This is a genomic window from Nocardioides taihuensis, assembly GCF_042657275.1.
Taxonomy (GTDB): domain Bacteria; phylum Actinomycetota; class Actinomycetes; order Propionibacteriales; family Nocardioidaceae; genus Nocardioides; species Nocardioides taihuensis.
This window is the reverse complement of record NZ_JBHSKD010000027.1, coordinates 283243-294697: the sequence shown is the minus strand read 5'-3', so window position 1 is coordinate 294697 and position 11455 is coordinate 283243. Positions and strand designations below refer to the sequence as shown.

General features: G+C 73.5%; 10 protein-coding genes. 5 read left to right on the top strand and 5 right to left on the bottom strand.

What is annotated here, in order from left to right; all coding sequences use genetic code 11:
* Positions 1-58: 58 nt before the first annotated feature.
* Positions 59-991: a PorA family protein gene (locus ACFPGP_RS19410; protein ID WP_378592608.1), complete on the top strand. Its 933-nt coding sequence runs from the start codon at positions 59-61 to the stop codon at positions 989-991.
* A gap of 17 nt (positions 992-1008) precedes the next feature.
* On the opposite strand, the gene ACFPGP_RS19405 is transcribed toward ACFPGP_RS19410, so the two are convergent.
* Positions 1009-1836, bottom strand: coding sequence for a class I SAM-dependent methyltransferase (locus ACFPGP_RS19405; protein WP_378592606.1), 828 nt, complete (start codon positions 1834-1836; stop codon positions 1009-1011).
* Between the two features lie 28 nt (positions 1837-1864).
* Positions 1865-3937, bottom strand: a complete 2073-nt coding sequence (locus tag ACFPGP_RS19400) for an aryl-sulfate sulfotransferase (RefSeq protein ID WP_378592604.1) — start codon at positions 3935-3937, stop codon at positions 1865-1867.
* A gap of 160 nt (positions 3938-4097) precedes the next feature.
* Between ACFPGP_RS19400 and ACFPGP_RS19395 the strand changes: the two genes are divergently transcribed.
* Positions 4098-4988, top strand: coding sequence for a phosphotransferase family protein (locus ACFPGP_RS19395; RefSeq protein ID WP_378592602.1), 891 nt, complete (start codon positions 4098-4100; stop codon positions 4986-4988).
* 209 nt (positions 4989-5197) lie between these two features.
* Positions 5198-6670 carry a 30S ribosomal protein S1 gene (gene rpsA, locus ACFPGP_RS19390; protein ID WP_378592600.1) on the top strand — a complete coding sequence of 491 codons (1473 nt, stop codon included), beginning with the start codon at positions 5198-5200 and terminating at the stop codon, positions 6668-6670.
* A gap of 184 nt (positions 6671-6854) precedes the next feature.
* Here rpsA and ACFPGP_RS19385 read toward each other — a convergent pair whose 3' ends face one another.
* Entirely contained in the window at positions 6855-7010 is a 156-nt protein-coding gene (locus ACFPGP_RS19385; protein ID WP_378592598.1) for a hypothetical protein, read from the bottom strand.
* A 93-nt stretch (positions 7011-7103) separates the two neighbouring features.
* Between ACFPGP_RS19385 and ACFPGP_RS19380 the strand changes: the two genes are divergently transcribed.
* Together ACFPGP_RS19380 and ACFPGP_RS19375 are read left to right on the top strand one after the other, a co-directional pair.
* Entirely contained in the window at positions 7104-8102 is a 999-nt protein-coding gene (locus tag ACFPGP_RS19380) for a GlxA family transcriptional regulator (protein ID WP_378592596.1), read from the top strand.
* Positions 8099-8776 (top strand): SIMPL domain-containing protein, encoded by a 678-nt coding sequence (locus ACFPGP_RS19375; RefSeq protein WP_378592594.1) that lies wholly within the window; start codon positions 8099-8101, stop codon positions 8774-8776. Before ACFPGP_RS19380 ends, ACFPGP_RS19375 begins: the two co-directional genes overlap by 4 nt.
* On the opposite strand, the gene ACFPGP_RS19370 is transcribed toward ACFPGP_RS19375, so the two are convergent.
* Together ACFPGP_RS19370 and ACFPGP_RS19365 are read right to left on the bottom strand one after the other, a co-directional pair.
* The gene (locus ACFPGP_RS19370) at positions 8769-10028 is read right to left on the bottom strand and encodes a class I adenylate-forming enzyme family protein (RefSeq protein WP_378592592.1); all 1260 of its coding nucleotides are present in this window, start codon (positions 10026-10028) and stop codon (positions 8769-8771) included. The two genes, ACFPGP_RS19375 and ACFPGP_RS19370, sit on opposite strands and share 8 nt — an antisense overlap.
* 10 nt (positions 10029-10038) lie before the next feature.
* A complete protein-coding gene (locus ACFPGP_RS19365; protein ID WP_378592590.1) occupies positions 10039-11445 on the bottom strand; it encodes a DUF222 domain-containing protein in 1407 nt (468 codons plus the stop codon).
* Positions 11446-11455 lie beyond the last annotated feature (10 nt).

Sequence of the window (11455 nt, the reverse complement as noted above, 5' to 3'; positions counted from 1 at the left end):
GGCCACGCGCGACCGGTCCGGCATGGGGCCAGCTGGGGGCGGAGAGAGGGAGAGCACCGTGAAGAGAGTCTTGGGCGGGATCCTGGTGGGTCTGGGGGCCTTCCTGCTCGCAGCCGGTCTGGTGGCCTACTTCTGGGCCCCGGACCTGCTCCTGAAGACGCCGGAGGCCGTCGACAACACGACGTACCTGACCGGCGACGCCACCAAGCTCAACCTCTCGACCGGCAAGCAGGACGAGCTCCCGATCAAGGTCACCAGCGTCACCCTGACCGACACCAGGCGCTCCACGGACACCGTCAACGCGTGGGTCAACAACGTCTGCGTCGTCGTCGACGAGGGCAACCCGCCCGACTGCATCGACAAGAAGGACGACCGGCTGGTCCAGGCGTCGACCGACATCTTCGCCACCGACCGCGTCACCGGCGAGTCGGTGGACGACCCGGCCACCTACCTCAGCGGCCTCGACTACACCGCCACGACCGGTCTGGTGAACAAGTTCCCCTTCGGCACCGAGAAGAAGGACTACATGTTCTGGGACCCGACGCTCGGCGCGGCGGTCCCGGTGACCTACGAGGGCACCGTCGACCTGGACGGTCTCGAGGTCTACGAGTTCCACATGGTCATCGACGGGGCGACCATCGAGATCGCCAAGGGCGTGGAAGGCACCTACGACTTCGACAAGACCATGATGATCGAGCCGACGACCGGGGCGATCGTCGACCAGTCGCAGCACGACGTGCGCACCCTCGAGGACGGCACCAACGCCCTCGACATGCAGATCCAGTTCACCGACGACATCGTCGCCGAGGGCGTCTCCGACGCCAAGGAGAACCTCAGCGGCATCAAGCTGGTGACCGAGACGGTGCCGCTCGTCGGCGTCATCGGCGGCCCGCTGCTGATCATCGCCGGCGTCTTCCTGCTCGTCCGCTCGCGCCGCAAGCCCGAGCCGGCCGACGACGCCCCGGCGCCGAAGACCCCGGCCACCGTCTGAGTCCGCGGCCGGACGGCTCAGACCCCGGCCGGCCCGCGTCGGGCACCGAAGATCGCGGTGCCCGGCGTGAAGCGTCCCCGGACCTCCGACCAGCCGCCCCACACCCGGTCGTGCCCCTCGGGCCAGGTCGGCTCGAGCAGGTCGGTGATCGTGAAGCCGTGGTCGGCCAGCACCCGCACCCAGTCGCCGAGGGTCCGGTGGTGCTCGACGTAGCTCACCTCGCCGCTGGCGTCGTCGATCTCGACGTAGGGCCGCCGGTCCCAGTACGACTGCGTCGCGGTGAGCCCCTCCTCCCCGGGGTGGTCGGGGAACATCCAGCGGGTGGGATGGGTGATCGAGAACGCGTAGCGGCCCCCGGGCCGCAGCACGCGCGCGGTCTCCGCCACGGCGCGGTCGAGGTCGCTGACGAACTGCAGGGCGCCGAACGAGGAGAAGACGACGTCGAAGGACCCGTCGGCGAACGGCAGGGCGGTGGCCGTCCCGCGCACCGACGGCACCACCACACCCGTCTCGAGGTCGATGCGTCGCGAGTGCTGGAGCTGGCGGTGGGAGAGGTCGAGGCCGACGGCGCGGCCGCCCTGCGTGCGCACCCAGCGCGAGCACTGGCCGGCGCCGGAGCCGACCTCGAGCACGTCGCGGTCGCGGACGTCGCCGAGGACGCCGGCCTCCTCCTCGGTGAGGCCCTCGGGCCCCCAGACGAAGCCGATGTCGCCGAGGAACTCGCCGTGGGTGGACTGGTACTCGTCGGCGTAGCGGTCCCAGTCGGGTCCGTTGGCGTGCCGGGACTCGGACTCCGAGACCGGACGGCGCTCGACGCGGACGCGCTGCGGGCGGTGGTCGCTCACGAGGGGAGGCTACGTCGTCGGACCGGGGTCACCGCACCCTGACCCGCACGCCGACCCGGTCGACGGAGTCCGGGTCGCGGGCCGAGGTGCTGGCGAGCACGAACGTACGGACCAGTCCGTCGGGTGCGTCGCGGGTGGCCCGCACCCTGGCCACGAGGACCCGCCCTCCGCCGGGCTGCGTGAGCGGTGACCTCCAGGTGCCCCGCACGACCGGCCGCGTGACGTCCTCGTGGCCGAACCGGTAGGAGACCACCAGCCGCCGGGTCCCCGCCGATCCGTCGACGACGAACCGGTCGGCCCGGGTGCCGGCGTTGCCGAGGCGTACCGGCACCCGCACGCCGTCACCGGCGGCGAGCCGGCGGTGGGTGGTCTGGTGCCGGAGGTCGCCGACGACGCCGGCGCCGGTCCACGTGCCGTCGGCCTCGCGCACCGACAGGTCCGGGCGGTGACGGGGCGCCACCGTGTACCGCCTGCGGACCGTGGTCACGTTCCCGGCGCCGTCGCTGGCCGTCACCCGCACCAGGTGCCGTCCGGGCACCGAGGTGTCGAGCGAGGTCCCGGGGAGCACGTCGCCGCAGGTCTGGAGGGTCGCCCCGCCGACGTCGGTGCAGGAGAAGTCGAGGGTGACCGGGGCGCCCTGCTCGAACGACGCGCCGCGGGTGGGGCTGGTCACGACGACCTCGGGGTCGGTGACGTCGGGGGCGTCGAGCTTCAGCGAGCGGTAGGAGAAGTACTTCCGGCCGTTGCTGCTGGGCACGGCCTCGAGCTGCCAGACGGGTGAGTCGTCGGGGGCGAGCTCGGTCGCCACGGCCTGCGTCGCCGATGCCCAGCCGACGAGGACGTTGCCGGTCTCGGGCAGCAGCTGCGCGGAGCCCATGAAGAACCCGAACCAGTCCGTGGGGCCGTAGGCGCGCACCAGCGTCGCCGTGCCGGCCTGCTCGTCGAGGTGCCAGACGGCCATCCGCGACTGCGTGCGCTCGACGGTCGGTCCGGCCGGGTCGGCCGGGTCGACGCAGAAGGATCCGAAGGCGTCGACCGACCCGTTGTCGAAGACCATGATGTCGCCGTCGGGCAGCTGCGACGCGGAGTGCTGGGCGCAGGGGCCGCCGAACGGGTCGTCGACGAAGTCGAAGGTGCTGTCACGCCCGCCGAGCTTCCACACGACGTCGCCCGGCTGGTGGCCGTCGTGCGCCACCCGGGCGATCAGCAGCACCGCCGAGAGGTGGCGGAAAGACGCCAGGAAGTCCTGCCCGCCGTTGACCACCTGCACGGAGTTGATGTGGGCGTAGTCGGCCCGTGTCCCGGCGACGGTCTCGGCGGCCAGCCCGCTGCTGTCCCACTGGAAGACCACGTCGCCCTGGGGGTCGACCTCCTGGATCACCGAGTCGGTCAGCCCCGTGTCGGGGTCGGGCTCGTAGGCCAGGAGCACCTCGGAGCCGTCGGCGCGCAGGATCGAGTCGTGGCCGTCGGTGTCCACGAGACCGACGGTGCGGTGCACCGCCACGGGCTGGAAGGCCCCGTCGAGCTCGACGATGTCCGAGCCCGTCCGGCCCGGCTCGTGGGTCGGCCGGGCCACGCTGTAGTGACCGTTCGGCTGGAGCTTGAGGTCGGCGGCGGCCCCGGGGTCGCTGCGGGTCCAGACGGGCACGCCGTTCACGTCGACCACGGCCTCGAACGACGGCCACCCGTTCCCGACCTGCCACTGGCTCAGGGTGAGCCCGACCAGACCGGGTGTGGTGCCGGGCTCGCGCACGGTGGCCGTCAGCTCCGGGAAGTCGGCGGGCAGCACGTAGACGGCGTCGGCCTCGCGACCCCCGGCGTCGTCGAAGACCACGGAGACCTCGTCGCCCGGCTGGAGCCCGGTCAGCGTCGTCTGGCCCCCGACCACAGGGACGCCGTTCACGAGCACCCGGCCCGCGGGGTCGTCGGTCGACGCCGTCACGGTCAGGGACGCCCCGCCGTCGGCGAACGTCGCGGCCGTGGTCGTGGCCGCGTACCGACGCACCGACGCGTCGTACGCCGGGTGGGCGGTGAGGCCGCCGGGACCCGACACGACGAGCGTGTGCACCGGTCCGGGCTCGGCGGTGGCGGGCGCGGACACGAGTGGCGCCAGGCCCAGTGCCAGGGCAAGCGTGGCGAGCAGGGCCAGGAGGGCGGTACGGATGGCGGGCTCCTCCCGGCCGGGGGTCTCCCGCGAGAGTCTAGGTGGTGGAGACCCTCCCGTCCGCCGCTCGGGCACGGCGTGTGGCAGCGTGCGGCCCGTGGACTTCTCCTCGCTGACCCCGCTGGCGGGCGGCTGGTCGGGGCGCACGTTCGTCGCCGAGGTGGCGGGGGAGCGGGCGGTGGTGAGGGTGTACCCCCCGGGGCAGGGCACCCCGCTGGCCCCCGAGGTGGACGCCGCCGTGCTCCGCCTGGTGCGCGGGCTGGTGCCGGTGCCCGAGGTCCTGGAGGTACGCCGGGCCGACGAGGCCGCCGACGCGCCCGGCCTCCTGGTCACCGCGTGGGTCACCGGTGTGCGGGGCGACCTGCTGCTGCCCGATCTCGACGACGCCGCCGCCGGGCGGGTCGGCGCGCAGCTCGGCGAGGTGGCTGCCGATCTCGCCGGCATGCCGCAGCCGCGGCCGGGCCCCTTCCTCGACGCGGACCTGACGATCGGGTCGTTCGGGGACGACGGGCTGCCCGAGTTCGTGGCCGCTCACGAGGCCGGCTTCTCCCACTGGGACGAGGCGGAGCGAGCGGGCCTGGCCGAGGTCGCCGCCGCCGCCCAGGACCTGCTCGACACGGTGGGACGGTGCTCGCTGGTGCACAGCGACCTCAACCCCAAGAACGTGCTCGTCGACCCGGAGCGGCTCGTCGTCACCGGGGTCGTCGACTGGGAATTCGCGCACGCCGGGCACCCCTTCACCGACCTCGGCAACCTGCTCCGCTTCGAGCGGCCGCCCGGGCGCGCGGCGTACGCCGGGGCCGTGCTCCGGGCGTGGGCCGCTCGACGCCGCACCGACCCCGACGAGGCCCTGGCGCTGGCCCGCGCCGCCGACCTGTGGGCCCTGGTCGACCTCGCCGCCCGCGCGCCCGACAACCCGGTGGCCCGGCGGGCCCACGACCGGCTCCGGCAGATCGCGCGCACGCGCGACCCGGGGGCATCCTCCTGAGCCTCGGCGGAGCGTGCTCGCCGGTTGGACGCGGCGTGTCGCCGCGGCGTAGGGTTGCACACTGCGCCTGCAGTCTGCCTGCGTCCCGGACGGAGCGGACAGGGCTCGCTATCGCCCCCGGCCCCCGGCAGGGAATCTCCAGAGGTAGTGAAACCGGACTCCGGGCGCGCCCGCACGAGCATCTGACCACCCGAGGATCCATTCCCCTTATGACGAGCAGCACCTTCACTCTTCCGGAGCACGACGCCCCGCAGGTCGCGGTCAACGACATCGGTTCGGAAGAGGACTTCCTCGCCGCGATCGACGAGACCATCAAGTACTTCAACGACGGTGACATCGTGGATGGCACCATCGTCAAGGTCGACCGGGACGAGGTCCTGCTCGACATCGGCTACAAGACCGAGGGCGTCATCCCCTCGCGCGAGCTCTCGATCAAGCACGACGTCGACCCCAACGAGGTCGTCGAGGTCGGCGACAAGGTCGAGGCCCTCGTCCTCCAGAAGGAGGACAAGGAAGGCCGCCTGATCCTGTCCAAGAAGCGCGCCCAGTACGAGCGCGCCTGGGGCACCATCGAGCAGGTCAAGGAGGAGGACGGCGTCGTCGAGGGCACCGTCATCGAGGTCGTCAAGGGCGGCCTGATCCTCGACATCGGCCTGCGCGGCTTCCTGCCGGCCTCCCTCGTGGAGATGCGTCGCGTCCGCGACCTGCAGCCGTACGTCGGCCAGACGCTCGAGGCGAAGATCATCGAGCTCGACAAGAACCGCAACAACGTCGTCCTCTCGCGCCGCGCGTGGCTGGAGCAGACCCAGTCCGAGGTGCGCCACGGCTTCCTGACCCAGCTCCAGAAGGGCCAGATCCGCAAGGGCGTCGTCTCCTCGATCGTCAACTTCGGTGCGTTCGTGGACCTCGGCGGCGTCGACGGCCTCGTGCACGTCTCCGAGCTGTCCTGGAAGCACATCGACCACCCCTCCGAGGTCGTGGCCGTGGGCGACGAGGTCACCGTCGAGGTGCTCGACGTCGACATGGACCGCGAGCGGGTCTCGCTGTCGCTCAAGGCGACGCAGGAGGACCCCTGGCAGCACTTCGCCCGCACCCACCAGATCGGCCAGATCGTGCCGGGCAAGGTCACCAAGCTGGTGCCCTTCGGCTCGTTCGTCCGCGTCGAGGAGGGCATCGAGGGCCTGGTGCACATCTCCGAGCTGGCCGAGCGCCACGTGGAGATCCCCGAGCAGGTCGTCCAGGTCAACGACGACGTCATGGTCAAGATCATCGACATCGACCTCGAGCGTCGCCGGATCTCGCTCTCGCTGAAGCAGGCGAACGAGACCCAGACCGCGAGCCACGTCGAGGAGTTCGACCCGACCATGTACGGCATGGCGGCGACCTACGACGAGCAGGGCAACTACGTCTACCCCGAGGGCTTCGACCCCGAGACGGGCGAGTGGCTCGACGGCTTCGAGGAGCAGCGCGCGATCTGGGAGGAGCAGTACGCCAAGGCGCACGCCCGCTGGGAGGCCCACGTCAAGCAGCAGGAGGAGGCCGCGAAGGCGGAGGTCGAGGCCGGCGAGGCCACGTCGTACTCCTCCGGCACCGAGGCCCCGCAGAGCGAGGACAGCGGCGGCAGCCTGGCCTCCGACGAGGCGCTGCAGGCGCTCCGCGAGAAGCTCACCGGCGGCAACTGAGCACACGACGAACGGCCCGTCCCTCTGGGGGCGGGCCGTTCGTCGTTCCCGGACCTCGACCGCGATCACGTCGCCCGGTGGGGCCAGGAGCGCAGTGGGCGGCGCTACCCGCTCCACGTCCGGGGCGAACGACGGCCTCGGGCCGGGCGCGTGGTCCGGGCGCCCGGGCGTACGGCGCTGAGCCTCACGCGGCCCAGCGGGCGCCGGGGGAGTGGTAGCGCGGGTCGTCGGCGTGGGAGCGCGGCGGCCGCTGCGGGCCGCGCCCGTCGCGGACGACCATCCGGACGGACTCGGCGGCGAGGAGGACGGACAGGACGGTGAGGATCATCAGGAAGGTCATGGCAGTAATCATGCGCCCGTGTCGATCCGGCCACGAGTGGCAGTAAAGCCACCTTCCGTTGATTTTCTGCCAGTTGCATGGCAGGCTCACCCCATGGCGCAGGTGCAGAAGGTGGCGGTGCTCGTCCAGGACGGCGCGGAGCCCTTCGGGCTCGGCGCGATGTGCGAGGTGTGGGCCGAGCCCTACCACCCCGAGGACGACAACCCGGTCTTCGACTTCGTCGTGGCCACGCCGCGTCCCGGCCGGGTGGCGGGGGCCTCCGGCTTCGACCTCCACGTCGAGCACGGTCTCGACGCCGCGGCGGACGCCGACCTGGTGATCGTGACCCCCAAGCGCGCCTACCTCGACCCGTCGCCGGAGGTGGTGGAGGTCGTGCGAGCGGCCCACGAGCGCGGTGCGATGGTCTTCGCGCACTGCACGGCGGCGTTCGTCCTCGGCGAGGCAGGGCTGCTCGACGGTCGTCGCTGCACCACCCACTGGCGCCACGTCGACACCCTGCGCGAGCAGTTCCCGCAGGCGCAGGTCGACGAGAACGTCCTCTACGTCCAGGACGGCACGATCGTCACCGGCGCGGGTGCGGCCGCCGGCCTCGACGCCGCCCTGCACGTGCTGCGCGAGGAGTTCGGCTCGCGGGTGGCCGCGGCCGCCGCGCGCCGGATCGTGATCCCGCCCCACCGCTCGGGCGGCCAGGCGCAGTTCATCGCGCGCCCGGTGCCCGACTGCGACGTGGAGACCCTCGGCCCGCTGCTGACCTGGATCGTGGAGCACCTCGACGAGGACCTCTCGGTCGAGGTGCTGGCACGGCGCAGCCTGATGTCGCCGCGCACCTTCGCTCGCCGCTTCCGCGAGGAGACCGGCACCACGCCGCACAGCTGGGTGACCGCCCAGCGGGTGCAGGCGGCCGAGGAGATGCTCGAGCGCACCGACCAGCCCGTGGAGTGGATCGCCACGCGCGCCGGCTTCGGCAACGCCGCGACGCTGCGCCACCACTTCACCCGGGCCCGCGGCGTCAGCCCCCAGCAGTACCGGCGCACGTTCACCTGCACCGCCGACGACGCTCCCGACGCGACAGTCGACGGGGTCGCCTCGTGACCGGGCCGGTGGAGATCACCGTCGCCGGTTCGTTCACCGCCTACCAGCGCCCCGAGCGCGCCGTCGTCCGGGCGACGCTCGCCCTCGAGGCGGACACCGCGGAGCGCGTGCACGCCCGCGCTGCGGAGTCGCAGCGGGCCGTCACCGCGCTGGTCACCCCGCTGCACGACGCCGATCGCGGGCCCGTGACCTGGTGGTCGAGCGACCAGGTGCGTACCTGGGCCCAGCGCCCGTGGAACCAGGACGGCGTGCAGCTCCCGCTCGTCCACCACGCCCGCGTGGCCTACCAGGTGAAGTTCCGCGACTTCGCCGAGCTGGGGCGGTTCCTCAGTGCCGCCGGGGCCGTCCCCGGCTTCGTGGTCGACGGCATCGAGTGGGCGTTGACCGTCGTACGCCAGGACGAGCTGGTGGGCCGGGTCCGCGCCGAGGCGGTGCGCGAGGCGCGCGAGAAGGCGCAGACGTACGCCGACGCGGCCGGCCTGGGGCCGGTGCGGCTGGTGGCGGTGGCCGACGCGGGGATGCTCGGCGACGGGCTGCACCCGACGGCGCCGGCGCCCGCCGGCATCGCGCGGATGGCGGCCGTCGGCGGGGGCGCCGAGCTCAGCTTCGCCCCGCAGGACGTCGCGGTCGCCGCCGACGTCCACGCCCGCTTCGCCGCCGACCCGGTCAGCTGAGCCGGTCGCGCCGGACCTTGCCGGTCGCGGTGCGCGGCAGGTCGTCGAGGAACACCCAGCTCTTGGGCCGCTTCGGCGGCGCCAGCCGCTCGCGCGCCCACGCGGCCAGCTCGGGCTCGCGAGCCGTGCCGACGACCGCCGCGCACACCCGCGTGCCCCACTCGTCGTCCGGCACGCCGTACACCGCGACGTCCTCGACGCCGGGGTGCTCGCGCAGCGCGTTCTCGACCTCGAGCGGGTAGACGTTGACGCCTCCGGAGATCAGCAGGTCGACCCGGCGGCCGTCGAGCCACAGGTAGCCGTCGTCGTCGAGCCGGCCGAGGTCGAAGACGCTGAACGCCGGGCCGTCGGGGGTCTCCCGCCAGGCGGCCGCGGTCTTGTCGGGGTCGTCCCAGTACTCGAACCGCGCGTGCTCGGGCACCGTGCACCAGATGGTGCCGTCGTCGTCGAGGTGCAGCGTGCGGCCGGGGCGCGCGCGGCCGACGGTGCCGGGCCGCTGCTGCCACTCCTCGCTGCGGCAGGCGGTGAACTGGCCCTCGGTCGAGCCGTAGAACTCCCACGTGCTGCCCGCCGGGAACAGCTCGACCAGTCGCTCCTTGACCGCGACCGGGCAGGGTGCGCCGGCGTGCGCGACCAGCCGGAAGCTGCTGAGGTCGGGGACGCCCACCTCGTCCCAGTGCCGGAACAGGCGCTGCAGGTGGGTGGGGACGCAGAACATCGTGGTCGGCCGCTCGTCGCGGATCGCCGCGGTGACGCGGGCGGGGTCGAAGCCGCCGGGCACGACCAGGCGGCCGCCGGCCAGCAGCGTGCCGGCGGCGAAGCGCAGGGGGGCGGAGTGGTGCAGGGGGCTCAGCACGAGGTTCACGTCGCCGGCGGCGAAGCCCCACAGGTCGCGCTCCTCGGCCAGCAGGGCCTGCGCCGCCTCGGGGTCGAGGAGGCCCGAGTACACCGCCTTGGGGCGCCCGGTGGTGCCGCTGGTGACGTGCATGGGTCGCCCGAGTGGCAGCCCGCGGCGGTAGCGCTCGGGAGTGTGCTCGACCATCGACGCGAGCAGGTCGGGCGAGTCGACGACAAGCCGGGGCGCGACGTCGTGCAGCACCCGCTCGCGCTCGACGGGGGTCAGACGGGGGTCGAGCGGCACCGGGAACATGCCGGCCGCGAGCAGGCTGATCACCAGCTCGACGTAGTCCTCCGAGCCGGGCACCAGCAGGGCGACGCGGTCCCCGGGGCGCAGCTCGACGTGCTCGCTCACGAGGGCGACCCTATGCGTGGATCACGCGGCGAGGACCCACCGGCCCGCCCCGCCCCGGACGAAGGCAGGCGCTCGCGCCGGTGGGGCCGTGCTCCGGTAGCGGTGACCGCTGGGGGTCACCGTCTCGATCGTGTGCCGGATCCCCGGGACCGGACGTGCGCGCCAGCCGGGGGCCTGCTTCGCGTGGTTGCACGCCTCGCAGAGGCCCTGTCCGTTGTCGAGCGAGGTGGCCCCGTCGTCGTCCACCGTGGCGGCGTGGTCGGAGTGGCGGATCGGGGTCCCGCACCAGGGGGTGCGGCAGAGACGGTCGCGCAGACGCAGGAGCCGGGCGAGGGCACGGGGGAAGAGCCGCGCCCGGGAGTCGACGGCGGTGAGCTCGCCGGTCGCGGGGGGAGGCATAGAGCCGTCGCAACCACGCTCCGTCGGTGTCGGCGAGCTCGAGCACCAGGTCGACCGGCACGGGACCGTAGCCGTCGACCTCCCCGGCGCCGGGGCGCCGCCCGAGGAGCACGTCGTCCGGGACCACGACGTTGATCACGATCCGCGGGGGCGCCGAGCCGTCGTTGCCCGGGTCGGACAGCACCTGGCGCACGAGCGTGTCGGCCATGATCTGGCCGCGGGACCGCGGGTCGCCCGACGCGCGGAGGCGGTCTGCCTCGCGACCCAGGGCGGCCATGACCGAGAGGCCGTCCTTGACCGGCAGGAGGGCCGAGAGCTGGCTCATCACGTCGGGAGCCGGCCGCAGGGTTACGCGGCGCTCGCTCTCCGCGCGCCGGCGCCGGGCCACGAGCGATGCCGGGTCGAGCTCGCAGGTGAGGCGGGTGAGCTCGGCCTGCAGCTCGCGGTCGTCCATCGCCGCGATCCGTTCCCCGGAGCCGGCGACGCGGGCGTCGACTGCCCTCCGGTCGGCCCGGCTCAGGCAGGCGGTCTCGCGGGCGACGAGCGTGGCCCTCCACTCCGCGATGCGGCCCGCGAGGAAGGCGGCCATGGTGTGGGGCAGCTCGTCGCGGAGGACGGTGGCGAGGCCGAGGTGCTGCTGGCCCCGGTGGGGCGACTCGCGGCGCGCCAGTGCGACCTGGGCGGCGATGCCCCGCCCCTGCCGGGCCGGCGGCACACCTCGCGCCGCCTGCTCTGCCCGTTGCGATTCGGCGACGTCGGCGGTGACGCCGGCCTGCACCGCCGCCGCCGTGCGGGTGAGCTCCTCCAGCGCGCGGATCAGGTCGATCCGGCCGGCATCGTCGAGGCCGGCGCCGGCGGAGCGAAGGGCGTCGGCGAACGCCCGGACGCCGGTGGCGTCCAGGGGAGGGGTGGTGCTGCCGAGTCGAACATGTGTTCGATCGTACGCCGATCCGGCGGGACCGGCAAGGCCTGTCCGCCACCTCGGGGCGGGCGTCCGCCGGTCGCGCCGGACGGCCACCCTGACCTTG

Coding starts and splice junctions, on each gene's coding strand:
- rpsA (WP_378592600.1), top strand. CDS start 5,198: ATGACGAGCAGCACCTTCACTCTTCCGGAGCACGACGCCCCGCAGGTC.
- ACFPGP_RS19385 (WP_378592598.1), bottom strand. CDS start 7,010: ATGACCTTCCTGATGATCCTCACCGTCCTGTCCGTCCTCCTCGCCGCC.
- ACFPGP_RS19380 (WP_378592596.1), top strand. CDS start 7,104: ATGGCGCAGGTGCAGAAGGTGGCGGTGCTCGTCCAGGACGGCGCGGAG.